Source organism: Denitraticella aggregata (genome assembly GCF_048158365.1).
GTDB lineage: Bacteria > Pseudomonadota > Gammaproteobacteria > Burkholderiales > Rhodocyclaceae > Azoarcus_F.
Map to the genome: position 1 here is coordinate 227,291 of NZ_JBLLNL010000005.1, position 13,294 is coordinate 240,584.

12 protein-coding genes are annotated in these 13,294 nt (G+C 64.7%); 4 read left to right on the forward strand and 8 right to left on the reverse strand.

From position 1 onward, the window contains the following. Nucleotides 1-23: 23 nt before the first annotated feature. Nucleotides 24-1,901, forward strand: coding sequence for a DUF294 nucleotidyltransferase-like domain-containing protein (locus ACKVEX_RS08770; protein ID WP_473215334.1), 1,878 nt, complete (start codon nt 24-26; stop codon nt 1,899-1,901). A gap of 10 nt (nt 1,902-1,911) precedes the next feature. Next, nucleotides 1,912-2,661, forward strand: coding sequence for a 3'-5' exonuclease (locus ACKVEX_RS08775; RefSeq protein ID WP_473215335.1), 750 nt, complete (start codon nt 1,912-1,914; stop codon nt 2,659-2,661). A gap of 48 nt (nt 2,662-2,709) precedes the next feature. On the opposite strand, the gene ACKVEX_RS08780 is transcribed toward ACKVEX_RS08775, so the two are convergent. The 3 genes from ACKVEX_RS08780 to ACKVEX_RS08790 form a co-directional block, all read right to left on the reverse strand. After that, complete coding sequence (locus ACKVEX_RS08780; protein WP_473215336.1) at nt 2,710-2,853, reverse strand: hypothetical protein; 144 nt, start codon at nt 2,851-2,853, stop codon at nt 2,710-2,712. 27 nt (nt 2,854-2,880) lie between these two features. Then, entirely contained in the window at nt 2,881-4,518 is a 1,638-nt protein-coding gene (locus ACKVEX_RS08785) for an ABC-F family ATPase (RefSeq protein ID WP_473215337.1), read from the reverse strand. Between the two features lie 66 nt (nt 4,519-4,584). Further along, on the reverse strand, nt 4,585-5,085 hold the full coding sequence (locus ACKVEX_RS08790) for a GNAT family N-acetyltransferase (protein ID WP_473215338.1): 501 nt from the start codon (nt 5,083-5,085) through the stop codon (nt 4,585-4,587). A gap of 112 nt (nt 5,086-5,197) precedes the next feature. Here ACKVEX_RS08790 and ACKVEX_RS08795 point away from each other — a divergent pair, with 112 nt between their 5' ends. Then, entirely contained in the window at nt 5,198-5,773 is a 576-nt protein-coding gene (locus ACKVEX_RS08795; RefSeq protein WP_473215339.1) for a DUF3592 domain-containing protein, read from the forward strand. Here ACKVEX_RS08795 and trhP read toward each other — a convergent pair. The 4 genes from trhP to ACKVEX_RS08815 form a co-directional block, all read right to left on the reverse strand. Continuing rightward, entirely contained in the window at nt 5,757-7,112 is a 1,356-nt protein-coding gene (gene trhP, locus ACKVEX_RS08800) for a prephenate-dependent tRNA uridine(34) hydroxylase TrhP (RefSeq protein WP_473215340.1), read from the reverse strand. The genes ACKVEX_RS08795 and trhP overlap by 17 nt on opposite strands. Nucleotides 7,113-7,409: 297 nt before the next feature. After that, the gene (locus ACKVEX_RS08805) at nt 7,410-9,386 is read right to left on the reverse strand and encodes a M1 family metallopeptidase (RefSeq protein WP_473215341.1); all 1,977 of its coding nucleotides are present in this window, start codon (nt 9,384-9,386) and stop codon (nt 7,410-7,412) included. Between the two features lie 137 nt (nt 9,387-9,523). Continuing rightward, nucleotides 9,524-10,489 carry a ChaN family lipoprotein gene (locus tag ACKVEX_RS08810; RefSeq protein ID WP_473215342.1) on the reverse strand — a complete coding sequence of 322 codons (966 nt, stop codon included), beginning with the start codon at nt 10,487-10,489 and terminating at the stop codon, nt 9,524-9,526. 189 nt (nt 10,490-10,678) lie between these two features. Next, nucleotides 10,679-11,245: a phasin family protein gene (locus ACKVEX_RS08815; RefSeq protein WP_473215343.1), complete on the reverse strand. Its 567-nt coding sequence runs from the start codon at nt 11,243-11,245 to the stop codon at nt 10,679-10,681. A 232-nt stretch (nt 11,246-11,477) separates the two neighbouring features. Between ACKVEX_RS08815 and ACKVEX_RS08820 the strand changes: the two genes are divergently transcribed. After that, nucleotides 11,478-12,680, forward strand: a complete 1,203-nt coding sequence (locus ACKVEX_RS08820) for an MFS transporter (RefSeq protein WP_473215344.1) — start codon at nt 11,478-11,480, stop codon at nt 12,678-12,680. Here the strand turns inward: ACKVEX_RS08820 and ACKVEX_RS08825 are convergent. Then, nucleotides 12,669-13,294 (reverse strand): hemerythrin domain-containing protein (locus ACKVEX_RS08825; protein ID WP_473215345.1); only part of this gene is annotated, 626 nt, incomplete at its 5' end. The genes ACKVEX_RS08820 and ACKVEX_RS08825 overlap by 12 nt on opposite strands.

Consider the following 13,294-nt stretch of genomic DNA (forward strand, 5'->3'; position numbering starts at 1 on the left):
GATCACTTCGGGCGAAGCCGGACATGCAGGACGAACAACTCGAAATACTCGACTTCCTGCGGATGCATCCGCCGTTTACGGTGCTCGACGAAGAGAGCCTGCACCGTGTCGCGACCTCGATAGACGTTCGCTACTACAAGGCCGGCACGCCGATTCTGGCGTTCGACCAGGCCGCCGAGTTCTGGCATGTGGTGCGAAGCGGCGCGGTCGAGGTGTTCCGGCGCAACGGCACGCTGTACAACCGGCTCACCGAGGGCGGCTATTTCGGCGAGTTCGGTCTGCTGCGGAACAAACGCGTACGGTTCCCCGCAGTGGCGCTGGAGGATACCCTCGTCTATCTGATTCCCGAGCCGGTCTTCACCGCCGTTTTCGAGAACAACGAGGCATTTGCGGATCTGGTCGAGATCGAGGACCGTACCCGCCTGCGGCAGGTGGTGTCGCGGCGCGAAGATGCCAACCAGCTGATGTCGGCGACCATCGATACGCTGGTGCAGCGCGAGGCGGTCACCATCGAGGTGTCCGCGACCGCACGCGACGCCGCCAGGCGTATGAACTCGGAAGGGGTCTCGTCGCTGATCGTGCTCGACCAGGACGCCGCGCCCGGCGACCTGCCCGGCGTGGTCGGCATCGTCACCGACCGCGACCTGCGCACGCGGCTGATCGCTCCCGGTCTTGCCTACGACACGCCGGTACGCGAAATCATGTCGTCCGGACTGGTCACGGTCGAGCACAATCAACTCGTGTTCGAGGCGATGATGCTGATGCTGCGTCACAACGTGCACCACCTGCCGGTCATGCGGCATCAGCGCCCGCTCGGCGTGATTGCGCTGTCGAATCTGGTCCAGTACGAGTCGCGAAACAGCCTGTTCGTCGTCGGCAGCATCTTCCGCCAGCACACGGTCGACGAACTGGCTGCACTTTTACCTGAAATCCACGCGTGCTTCATCCGCATGGTCACCGAGGACGCCAATTCGCGCATGGTCGGTGCTGCGATGGCGGCGATCGGACGCAGCTTCAAGCAGCGGCTGCTTGAACTGGCCGAGGAAAAGCTGGGTCCGCCTCCGGTCCCCTACTGTTTTGTTGCGCTCGGCTCGATGGCGCGAGAGGAGCAGCTCATCGTCACCGATCAGGATAATGCGCTGGTGCTGCACGATCGCTTCGATCCGACCAGGCATGATGCGTACTTCGAGGCGCTGGCACGCTTCGTCTGCGACGGGCTGGCGCGATGTGGTTACAGCTACTGCACCGGTGGTGTGATGGCGACCAATCCGAAGTGGCGCCAGCCGCTTCGTGTCTGGCAAGGCTATTTCGGCGAATGGATAGACAAGCCGACACCCCAGTCCCTGCTCGATGCCGGCATTTTCTTCGACCTCGATGGTGTCTGGGGAGAGACCGAGTGGGCCGACGCGCTGCGCCGCGCGGTCGCGCGCAAGGCCAAGGGCAGCTCTCGCTTCATCGCATGCATGGCGCGCAATGCGCTGCTGCGTACGCCGCCGCTGGGGTTCTTCAAGGATTTCGTCGTGGAGTCGGATGGCCGCCACTCCCGGGCGATCAACCTGAAGCGACGTGGCACTGCCCCTCTGGCCGATCTGGTGCGCGTCCATGCGCTGGCGATCGGCTCGGAGGCGATCAACAGCTTCGAGCGATTGCGCGCGATCATCGACGCACAGATCCTGCCGCTCGGGCGCGGCCAGGATCTGCTCGACGCGCTCGAGTTCATCTCCATCGTTCGGGTACGCAACCAGTCTGCGGCGCTGACTGCCGGGCTGGAGCCGGACAACAGCATCGAGCCGGACAAGCTGTCCGAATTCGAACGGAAGAGCCTGCGCGACGCGTTCACGATTCTGAGCAACGCACAGAAGTTCCTGAAGTACCGCTATCAGCCTGGACGGGCGAACTGAGGCCGAGGCCATGCTGCATCTGGGATCGCTCCGCACCGATCGACGGCCGAACGAACCGGATCAACTTCCGGACTGGCCGGAGCGTTTGCGCGATCTTGCGACGCGGGCGCGAGATCCACGCCTACAGGCCTTTTATGCGGCGGGCTGCGCGTCGGGTGACATGCCTGTCGCCCATGTGCCTTTGTTGGCATTCGACATCGAGACGACCGGTCTGGACCCGTTGCGCGACGGGATCGTCAGCATCGGCCTGGTACCGATGAGCCTGGCGTCGATTCGCGCGAGCGCGTCCCGCCACTGGATCGTCCGGCCGCGGGTGCCATTGGGCGAGAAATCAGTCACGATCCATGGCATCACCGATTCGCAGGTTGCCGATGCGCCCGATCTTGCCGATATTTTCGGCGAAATCCTCGGCGTCATGGCCGGCCACGTGATGGTGGTGCATTGTCGTTCGATCGAACGCCAGTTTCTCGACGCCGCGCTGCGGCTCCGAATTGGCGAAGGTATCGTCTTTCCGGTGATCGACACGATGGAACTCGAGGCGCGCCTGCATCGCAACAACAAGCCGGGTTTCATTGCACGCCTTTTCGGGCACAAGCCGCAGGTGTCGATCCGGCTCGCGGCCAGCCGCGACCGCTACCATCTGCCGCGCTACCGGGCGCATCATGCCTTGACCGATGCGTTGGCATCGGCCGAGCTGCTGCAGGCGCAGGTCGCGCATCGGTTCTCGCCCGATACGCCGCTGCGCGAGCTCTGGAGCTAGCTGTCCGCAGCGGTCCAGGGGCGGATGCGGGTCGCCGGAATCCGGAACCTACTTGAGTTGCTTTCGATTGTCATTGATCCAGTCGGAGATCGCGAACAGCAGGCCCGACATGACGAAGGTGAGGTGGATCGCGATCTTCCAGCCGATCTCAGCGTCGGTGTGCTGCGTTCTCACCAGGAAGGTCTTCAGCAATTCGACTGCAGAGATCGAGACGATGGGTCAGTCCAGGCCCTGGCTGGCGAGATACTCCTCGTAGCTGCCGCGGTAGTCGGTGATGCTGCCATCGAGCCGGATCTCGATGATCCGGTTCGCCAGTGAAGACACGAACTCGCGGTCGTGCGAGATGAATAGTAACGTGCCGGGAAATTTCTCGAGACCGGCGTTCAGCGACTCGATCGACTCCATGTCCAGGTGGTTGGTCGGCTCGTCCATCAGCAGCACGTTGGGGCGCGACAGCATCAGCTTGCCGAACAGCATCCGCCCCTGTTCGCCGCCTGAGATCACGTTCACCGCCTTTCTGACCTCGTCGCCGGAGAAGAGCAGGCGGCCCAGCGTGCCGCGGATCAGTGTCTCAAGGTCTTCGCCGGTGGCGGCCGCGGTCACGCGCGCGTATTCGGCGATCCAGTCGGTGAGGCGTTCGTCACCCGAGAATTGGGCCGAATGGTCCTGCGCGTAGTAACCCGGTCTGGCCTTCTCGGCCCATTTGATCGCACCCTTCTGCGGTTTCAGGCCGCCGAGTTGCGGGCCGAGCAGCAGCTTCATCAGCGTGGTCTTGCCGACGCCGTTCTCGCCGATGATCGCGACCTTCTCGCCGGCCTCGATCGCGATCGAAAAGCGGTCGATCACCGGTTTGTCCATGCCGTCGTAGGCGAAGGAGATGTTTTCCACCTCGCAGGCCAGACGGTGTAGCTTGTCCTTGTCGTCGTAGTCGAAACGGATCCACGGATACTGCCGGCTCGACGGCTTGACGTCCTCGGGCTTGAGCTTGTCGATCAGCTTCATGCGGCTGGTGGCCTGCTTGGCCTTGGACTTGTTGGCCGAGAAGCGGCGCACGAACTCCTGCAGATCCTGGATCTTCTCCTTGGCGCGCGCGTTCGCGGCGGACTGGCGCTGGCGCGCCAGCGTCGACGCCTCCATGTAGTCGTCGTAATTGCCCGCGTACACGGTGATGGTGCCGTAATCCAGGTCGGCCATGTGGGTGCACACCTGGTTCAGGAAGTGGCGGTCGTGCGAGATGATGACCATCGTCGAGTCGCGCTCGTTGAGCACGTTCTCGAGCCAGCGGATGGTGTTGATGTCCAGGTTGTTGGTCGGTTCGTCGAGCAGCAGGATGTCCGGATTGGCGAACAGCGCCTGGCACAGCAGCACCCGCAGCTTCCAGCCGGGCGAGACGTTCTTCATCGGCCCGTCGTGCAGTTCGGTGGCGATCCCCACGCCGAGCAGCAGTTCGCCGGCGCGCGACTCGGCGGTATAGCCGTCGTACTCGGCGAACTTGCCTTCCAGTTCGGCCGCGTGCATGTAGTCGTCCTCGCTCGCTTCCGGGTTGGCGTAGATCGCATCCTTTTCCTGCATGCAGGCCCACATCTCGCTGTGGCCCATCATGACCACGTCCAGTACGCGCATGTCCTCGTAACCGAACTGGTCCTGGCGCAGGTAGGCCATGCGCTCGTTCGGATCCTTGGATACGTTGCCGGCGCTGGCCTCGAGCTGGCCGCACAGGATCTTCATGAACGTGGACTTGCCGGCGCCGTTGGCGCCGATCAGGCCGTAGCGGTTACTGTCGCCGAACTTGACGGAGACGTTCTCGAACAGGGGCTTGGCCCCGAACTGCATGGTGATGTTGGCTGCGACGAGCAATTTGAATCCTAAATGTATGTAAAACAAAAGGTTGCATTATAGCGTAGAAGCGTCGGCGCGTGATTCTCAAAGCCATTTCTGCATCAGCAGTGCCTGCCCCGCCGACGGGTCGAGCTGATACGGCGCAAACTCGGCGCGGCGATAGGTGGCGATCGCGCCGTGGTTGTTCGACAGCACTTCGAGCGTCATCTTGCAGCAATTCCGTTCCCGGGCCACCTGTTCGGCCGCAGCCAGCAGCGCGGTGCCGATGCCGCGACCCCGATGCTTGCCGCGCACCGCGATGTCGTGCACATTGAGCAGCGGCCGCGCTGCGAAGGTCGAAAAACCCTCGAAGCAGTTGATCAGGCCGGCCGCCTCGTCGCCGACGAAGGCGACGAAGCCCACGTAGTCGGCGCGTTCGGCAAGTCGTTCGATCAGATGCCGACGCGTGTCTTCGGACAGCGGTTTGCCGCCGCCCATGACATCGCGCGCATAGTCGTCGAGCAAGGCCAGCAGTGCCGCTGCGTGCGCCTCGTCATGCAGGCGGACCTGTTCGATTCTCGGCTGAGGGTCGTGCTTCATCGTCATGGACAGGCTCCGCGTTGTTCGTCGGGCGTGAATGCGGGAGGCGATCGGGACCGATGCCGCATCCTTGGGCTAAGATGAGAACATTCGATTCTGAAACGTTCGGTTCTCGTTCATGGCACGTATCGCTCCACCGCTTCCACTGCGATTGCGCGCAATCGATATCGCGGCTCGGCTGCTGTTGCCGCTGATCGGCGTCGCGCTGATGTCGGCGGGTCTGGTCGGTCTGGTCAGTTTCACGCTGATGCCGCTTGCCGAGGCACTGTCCAGCCGGAACTGGATCGAGGTGACGGCGCAGGTGGAGCGGGCGGAAATCGAGCCGGTGCGTCTGATCGTGCCGTTGCCGCTGAACCGGGTGCAGGTGAGTTATACCTATGTGCATGCCGGCCGGGTGTATGAGTCGACCCGCTTCAGCCCGCAGCAGAACTTCGAAAGCCGCCGTCGCAGCAATGCGCTCGTTGCCGGGCTGCAGCAGAACCCGCGCACGACGGTGTGGGTGGACGGCAATGCTCCGCAGCGGGCCACGTTGCACCGAACGACCAGCTGGGTGGTGTTCGCAATGGCGTTTCCCTCGCTGATCTTCACCTTTTTCGGTGCGGTGCTGGTGCTGGCGAGCATGATGCTTTGGAGCGACCGCAGGTCGCTGTTCCGCCGACGTAAGGGCAACGACGACATCACAGAAACCGACTGATATAGCAGGGCATGCCGGGGTTCGCGTCGGGCGGCAGCGGCAGCCATACGCGTCGTCCACTGCCCGGGACGACGTCGAGCGTCCTGCCATCGGCGTTCTCGATGCGGGTGACCTGCATCTGAAGGTTGCGACCCGGTTGCACGAACTCGAGCCGGTCGCCGGTCGCGAAGCGGTTCTTGACCTCGATCTCGGCCAGGCCGCGCGCCGGATCAAAGCCGAGCATTTCTCCGACCAGCAGACTGCGTCCGGACTCCGAATGTCCGCGCATGTAGTTCTGATGGGCTGGAGTGTGATGGCGCTGATAGAAGCCGTCGGTATAGCCACGGTTGGCCAGGCCCTCCAGCTCTCCCAGCAGACCGGCGTCGAAGGGGCGGCCGGCCACCGCGTCGTCGATCGCGCGCCGGTAACCCTGGCAGGCGCGCGCGGCATAGTAAGGGCTCTTGGTGCGCCCTTCGATCTTCAGCGAATCCACCCCGATGTCGACCAGGCGGCTCACATGTTCGATCGCGCGCAGGTCCTTGGAGTTGAGGATGTAGGTGCCGTGCTCGTCCTCCTCGATCGGCATCAGCTCGCCCGGACGCGTCGCCTCCTCGAGCAGCCATACCCTGGCGCCGTCCTCGTGGCGCGGACCGCCGCCCAACGCGGCGGGCGTCGTACTTGGGTCCGCTGCCCGCTGCGCATACACGTCGCCGGATCCGTCCTCGTCGCCGGCGTGGATCTTGTAATCCCAGCGGCAGGAGTTGGTGCAACTGCCCTGGTTCGGGTCGCGGTGATTGAAATAGCCCGACAACAGGCAGCGCCCCGAGTACGCGATGCACAGCGCACCATGGACGAAGACCTCGATTTCGATGTCGGGACACTCCTGGCGGATCTCCGCGACCTCGTCCAGCGACAGCTCGCGCGACAGGATGATGCGCTTCACCCCCATCGACCGCCAGAACTTCACCGCCGCATAATTGGTGGTATTGGCCTGTACCGACAGGTGGATGTCCATCTCGGGCCAGCGTTCGCGGACCATCATCATCAGGCCGGGATCGGCCATGATCAGCGCATCCGGCCCGAGTCCGATCACTGGTTCGATGTCCTCGATGAAGCTCTTCACCTTGGTGTTGTGCGGGTAGATGTTGTTCACGAGGAAGAAGCCCTTGCCGGCTGCATGGGCGTCGGCGACGCCCTGTGCGAGTACGTCGAGGCGTCCGAAGCTGTTGTTGCGCACGCGCAGCGAATAGCGCGGCTGGCCGGCATAGACCGCGTCCGCGCCGTAGGCGAAGGCGGTGTGCATCATCTCGAGCGAGCCGGCGGGCGCGAGGAGTTCGGGAGCTTTCAGGGGGCGGGACATCGGCGATGGCTCTGCTTTTCAAACGCGGATTCTAACCTCGATCCGACGTGGCCAATCAGTGGCTCCCGGCTTCGCATGAAGGATGAAACCGCCGGCCGGGCAGAGCGGCTGTCCGCGCGGCTCCGACGGCCACTCGCGCTGCCGCTGTAGGGCTCGCTTCGCTGCGATCCCTGAACTCGCGCTTCGCGCTCAGACAGCAGGGATCGCGGGCGCTACGCTCGCCAACAGCTGCATGCGTTCGGGCCGAGTCGCCGCGCGGACAGCCGCTCTGTCCGGCCGGCCAAGCACCACGGTTCTTCAGGGTGTGTCGAGTTCGAGCGTTGGAACATTCGCGGGCCACACGCCGCGCGATTGCACGCGACCTTCATCGACGACCAGCCAGCTCTGCTGGCGGTAGTGCGGCAGGGGGCGCAGGGCCTGCTCCAGTGCCGCTGCGCTGTCGGCCGCGATCAGCCCGACCGGGGCGCCCGAGGCCAGGCGGATCGTCCACATCCTCAGATCACCGCGGTCCGCGACCTCGGCGGGTACGGCCGGCAGCGTGTGACGGGTCAGCCACCACTCGATCGCCGGCTGGCTGCCGATCACCAGCAGGGGGCGATCGTGCGGCGGCTGCAGCGGGTCGATCGGGTGCGGTGCCGACTCGAGGATGCGTGCGGACAAGGTCTGAGCGTGCGCGCGAATCGCGGGATCGTCGCCGAGCACCAGCAGACCGGACTCGGACGCGAACTGCAATTCGCGCAGTATCGGGGGGGCCTCGAATGCGTCCATCCTGCGCAGCATGCGGCTATCCGGGTCCAGGCGGACCCTCGTCGCGGACGCGGATACCGGAACGAAAAAGGTTCGAGACGCCTGGTCCAGGCGCAGCGACACGGTTTCGAAGCCGTCCGCGCGGTCGATGCGCACCGGCACGTCGAGATCGTAGATCGGACTCGCCTGTGCCAACGTGATCTCGACGCCGTCGGCGACGTTTCGGGCAGCATGCAGTGCGACGCTCGGCAGTCCCCGCCAGGTGAGCCACTGGTCGAAGAATCGGTTGAGATCCTGACCCGATTCGATTTCGAACGCCGTGCGCAACGCATCCCAGGCCGCAATACGGAAGGCCTGTTCCGACCAGAAGCGGCGAATGCCGCGATCGAATGCATCCTGGCCGATCCGGTCGCGCAGCATCACGAACAGCATCGCCGCCTTGCTGTAGCCGACGGCCTGCGAGACGCCGTGGTGGCGGGCAGTGAAGCTGATCAGCGGTGTTGCCGCTCCGTCCGGGACCGCGGACAACTCGCGCAACCAGCCCAGGCGCATCTCGCGAGCGCGCTCGGCGCCCTGCCCCTTCGCGTAATGATAATCCGCCATGAAGGTGGTCAAGCCCTCGCTCCAGTTTCCGGCCTCGTAGTCGGGGAAGACGCCGTTGCCCCACCAGTTGTGCAGGACCTCGTGGCCGAGCGACGTGGCGCGGATGAAGGGCAGCGCCAGAACCTGGATTCCGAGGTAGGTGAAGGTCGGCATGCCCAGGCCGGTCGGCGTCGGGCTGGAGACGACCGAGAACGTCTCATACGGATAAGGCCCGATCCAGCTCTCGTAAAGGGCGAGGTAGCCGGCGATCGCGTCGAGGTAACCGGACGACAGCTCGTCGATCTCGGCATGGAACAGCGTGCGCAAGTTGATGTCCCGGCCGTCCACCGACTGGACGGTCCGGCGTGACGAGCGGTAGGGGCCGGCGATCAGGTCGACGCCGCGCGAGGGTTGCTCGAAGCGGTACAAGGCCACATTACGGCCGCTCTCGTCGCTCTCTCGCACGAGTGTGCCGGCCACCAGCGCACGCTGGCCCTGCGGCAGGTCGAGTGTGGCAACGTAGCGATGCGGCGCGATTTTGCCGTCGAACGCGACGACCGGATACCACAGACTCGACGCGGGTAGATAGCTTCCGTCGGGATCGGCAGTCGGGGCGCGCCAGCCGAGCGTGTCCTGGTGGCTCAGGTTGCGCGGCAGCGGGGACAACTGGCCGTGCCAGCGCAGCGTGAGCACGCGTTCCGGAGCGCCGGCGGGGATACGCCAGCGCTTGACGCGACCCTCGGTCACGGGCCGGGTGCGTGTCGGCGTGTCGTTCACGCGCAGGTCGGCAAGATCGAAACCGGGGCCGAGCAGCAGGTCGAAGCCCTGGACACGGGGGACCCGGATCTCGGCCGTTCCGCTCAGGGTCCGGCCTTCCGGGTCCAGTGTGATGGTCATCGTATAGCTGACCGGCTCATCGCCCGCTTCCGCTGCAGATGAGGCCATGGCTATCGCGGGCCAGACGATCAGTGCGATCCACAGCCTTGCGATCGCGACGACCCACGCAGTGCGATGCCGCGGCATGCGGGAGGCGCAGGGACCGGTAACAGAGGTCCTTTCGGCGACCAAGACGAACGGCATGCTCAACTGACCGGTGTGGCTGGGCGCGGCAGTGGATTCTCGACGTTGTAGACCGCGTCGGCAAGCCCGGCCACGAGCTGTGCGCAGCTCAGGTTGCCATCCCACGGCAGCAGGATCGCGTGGCTGCCGATACCCAGATCGTCGAGTTGTCGCGGCACACCATACCCGTGCTGCAGGTGTCCGCTGCCTATCAGCCCGACCACCAGCGCGTCCGGTCGCTCGGTCAGCGCTTGATGGATGCCCTGGGCCATCGAGCGGTCCCAGACGAGCTGAGCCTCGATGAAGAATCTCAGACCTTCGCCTGCACCGGCCGAACCGCCCCGGTGCCGGCTGGGCGTGTGCATATCGTAGATCTGGCCCAGCCATTGGGCGTACTTCGGGCTCGGTTCCGCCGGGCGGGTCACCCCTTCGCGCTGCGAGACCGGCGTCGCATCGAAGCCCGATTTGCTGACCGAACGGGTGAAGCTGGACTCGACGTTGAGCGCCCGCATCGGGATCCGCTGATCGCGGGCGTAGCGGAAGATGTCCATGTACAGCTCCGGATCGAGGCGCCACACTTCGGCCCAGTCACTGTGTTCGAGAAACGCCTCTTCGCTGAGCTCGCCGCGCGACCAGGCGTCCAGCACCCCCTGGACCCGGCGCGGAAACATCTCGAGCCCCAGAATGATGTCCGGTCGCCGCTGATGAAGCGCCCGCAACGTGTCCAGCTGCCAGCGATGGTGGCTGAGCTCGTCATGGCGCTCGCCGAGCAGCACCGCGGAGCCCCGTGCGATCCGGTCGAGGAACGTGCCCTCGTCCAGTGTTTCGCCGCCAGGCACCGACCAACCGACCGGAAGCGTGCAGTTCAGCGCGGCGTCCCGGTGGTCGCCCAGCCTGAAGATACCGGTGTCGGGATCGGTCGTCAGGCAGGACATCAGGAGCCCGGCGGACGCCAGCATGATGAGTACTCTCGCGGGCCTTGCAGTCATGTTCCCCCCATGAGCCGGAACCGGCGGACCCGCTCATCTGGCGGCGCCTGCAGGACCGGGCAAAACAAGGATGATCACGATGGTTGTGACGTGCTACGGGCGGACGAGGTTCCGCAAACTTGTCGGCGCCAAAGGCAGCAGGGCCCGGCGACGCGCGTCGCCGGGCCCTGCTGCTGGTGAAGCCGGTGTTCAGGCAGTTTTCTTGCTGCGGGTCACCGGCGCCACGGAACGGCCGACCGCCTTCACCGCGGCGTCGGTCGCGGCAGTCAGGTTGGTTTCGGCGATCTCGACCACCTGACGACTGGCCTTGCTGACCTGGTCATAGGTGGAGTTTGCAGCGGCGATGCTGGTCTTCACCGCGGCCAGCGCGGCGTCGGATCCGACCGGGGCCGCCGCCGCGATCTTCTCGATTTCGGTCGCAAGCACCTTGTTCATCTCGGCAAACTGGACTTCGAACGGCTTGACCGCGTCCTCGACCCCCTGCGCCAGGATCTCATAGCAGTTGCGATGGTAGGCGAGTGCCTTCTCGGCGAGGGGCTTGACGAAGGCGGCCTGAAGGCTGAGCAGTTCTTCCGGGCGTTTGGCAGCCAGCACCTGGCGTACGATCGCGCTACCGTCTTCAAGCACGGCACGGGCGGTGTTAAGGTTGAGTGCGATCAGGCGCTCGGACGCGTCGAACGTGGTCCGGGCGGCGTTCAACGCGGATTCGGTTGCAGATTTGTGGGCGGCGGACAGGTTCTGTGGGGTTGCGATCATGGTGGTTCTCCTTGGATGAATGAACGTTGCGATTGACTGACGCCACCTTCGAAGGCCTTTAATGACGCAGTGCACAATTGCATTGTAGAGCAGCAGAACTGGAAGTCAAGGATGTTTTGTTGCAGCGCAACATATCGTAGTGCTGTGTTCGGGGTGCCCGCCTGATGTGCGGTTGGACGACCTGCGTGCGCCGCTATGCGGACCTGCTTTCACGTTGGAAGGTGTCGTGCGGATGACGGTTCTGCCGGTCGTCGCAGTCATCTTCCTGCTGATGTTGCCGGTTACGGGCATGGTGCCGGTGCTGTCCGGGCTCACGGTCGACCGGTACCCGGAAGCAGGGGATCTTGCGCGTCACCTGTTCATGTCCGTGAACATGATCGGTGCGATCCTGGCTGCGCCGCTGGCCGGACTGCTGTCGGACAGCCTGGGTCGTCGCGTCCCGCTGATCGCGGCCGCATTCGCACTGAACGGCTTGAGCCTGCTGATGATCACCGGCGACTGGCGCTATGAAGTGCTGCTGATGTGGCGTTTCATCGAAGGCTGCGCCCACATGACGTCGCTGTCGCTGCTGATGACGCTCGGAGCGGATCACGCCCGACGCGAGGGGCTCGGTGCGACCATGGGTGGCGTCGGCGCAGCGGTCAGTCTGGGGGTCGCGGTCGGTGCCCCGCTGGGAGGCTGGCTGGGCGGGAACTCTGCGCTGCTGGTGCCGCAACTGGGCGGCGCACTGATGCTCGCGCTGGCGGTCGCTGTGCCATTGATGCTGCGCGATGCACCGACTCAGAGCGAACGCAAACAACCCGCTGAACTGCTGCGGGCGCTGACCGGCAATCGCATGCTCGCGGTGCCCTATGTGTTCGCTTTCGTCGATCGGCTGACGGTCGGCTTCATCGTGTCCACGTTTTCGCTGTACCTGGCCACCGTACTCGACTTTTCCCCACCCCGGATCGGGCTGGTGATGGCCGCTTTCCTGATCCCTTTCTCGCTGCTGACCTGGCCGGCCGGGGCGTTGAGCCGGCGCTGGGATCGGCTGGGCATGATGATCGTGGGCAGCCTGCTCTACGGGGTGTTTCTGGCCGCGCTGGGCTATGCGACCGCCGACCGGATCGTGTGGGTGATGGCGGCGGGCGGCCTGGTTGCCGCGCTGATGTATGCACCCTGCCTGGTGCTGACGGTCGAACTGGCCGGCCCCGGTCAGCGCGCGAGCACCCTCGCCGGATTCAACATGGCGGGTTCGCTGGGCTTCGCGCTCGGACCGCTGATCGCCGGCACGCTGGTTGCGGGCTTCCGCTCGGCGGCACTCGACCCCTATCTGCCGGTGTTCATCGTGATCGCGGCGATCGAGATCCTCATCGCGCTGCTGATGCTGCCCTTGTGGCTGCGGCGGCGGCAGGCGCGACGGCGTGACCCGCAGCCGACGCGATCAGTTGGCTGAGCTGCCGAATCCGATCGGCGCGGGTGCCAGCGCGAGAATGCGCTGGTAGAGCGTTTCGGCCTCTTCCTTGGGCTTGATGCCGAACAGCGGATTGTCATTCTCCCTGAAGGCGGTGTAAATGTCGGTCCAGTCCTGCTCGGTCAGACAGCGTTCGGCAATCGGCAGGAACACATCCTCCTCGGTGCGCAGGTGTGCCCACTCGAGTTCGGTGTAGCGCTCCGCACTGGAAAAGAACGCCTCGCGTGCTTCCGGGTCACCGTTCTGGAACGCGACCAGATGCCTGGTCAGGTTCTCGACCATCGGATATCCGAGCGTATGCTCGCGTTCGAGCTTCGCGATCAGGTCGTCGGCGTCGTGGCTACGGCGCTTGACCGCGGCGAACAGGTACTTGTCCTCCTTCGGATGGTGCCAGCGATCCGGGTAGGACACGATGTAGTCCAGGATGGCGCGCAGCAGCGGGAAATTGGGCCTGGCACCCTTGCGCATCTCCTTGACCAGATAACGCAGTGAATAAAGCACGGCGCTGATGGCAAGATGTTCGTCCTTGATGATCTGGATCGCTCCGGGTCTCACGGCATTCCTCTGCAGATTGCGGGTGTGGATATGTGCTGCCA

What these genes read in the sequence shown, in the direction of transcription:
- ACKVEX_RS08775 (WP_473215335.1), top strand. Translation starts at nt 1,912, where the DNA reads ATGCTGCATCTGGGATCGCTCCGCACCGATCGACGGCCGAACGAACCG.
- ACKVEX_RS08790 (WP_473215338.1), bottom strand. Translation starts at nt 5,085, where the DNA reads ATGACGATGAAGCACGACCCTCAGCCGAGAATCGAACAGGTCCGCCTG.
- trhP (WP_473215340.1), bottom strand. Translation starts at nt 7,112, where the DNA reads ATGTCCCGCCCCCTGAAAGCTCCCGAACTCCTCGCGCCCGCCGGCTCG.
- ACKVEX_RS08820 (WP_473215344.1), top strand. Translation starts at nt 11,478, where the DNA reads ATGACGGTTCTGCCGGTCGTCGCAGTCATCTTCCTGCTGATGTTGCCG.
- ACKVEX_RS08815 (WP_473215343.1), bottom strand. Translation starts at nt 11,245, where the DNA reads ATGATCGCAACCCCACAGAACCTGTCCGCCGCCCACAAATCTGCAACC.
- ACKVEX_RS08805 (WP_473215341.1), bottom strand. Translation starts at nt 9,386, where the DNA reads ATGGCCTCATCTGCAGCGGAAGCGGGCGATGAGCCGGTCAGCTATACG.
- ACKVEX_RS08810 (WP_473215342.1), bottom strand. Translation starts at nt 10,489, where the DNA reads ATGACTGCAAGGCCCGCGAGAGTACTCATCATGCTGGCGTCCGCCGGG.
- ACKVEX_RS08770 (WP_473215334.1), top strand. Translation starts at nt 24, where the DNA reads ATGCAGGACGAACAACTCGAAATACTCGACTTCCTGCGGATGCATCCG.
- ACKVEX_RS08795 (WP_473215339.1), top strand. Translation starts at nt 5,198, where the DNA reads ATGGCACGTATCGCTCCACCGCTTCCACTGCGATTGCGCGCAATCGAT.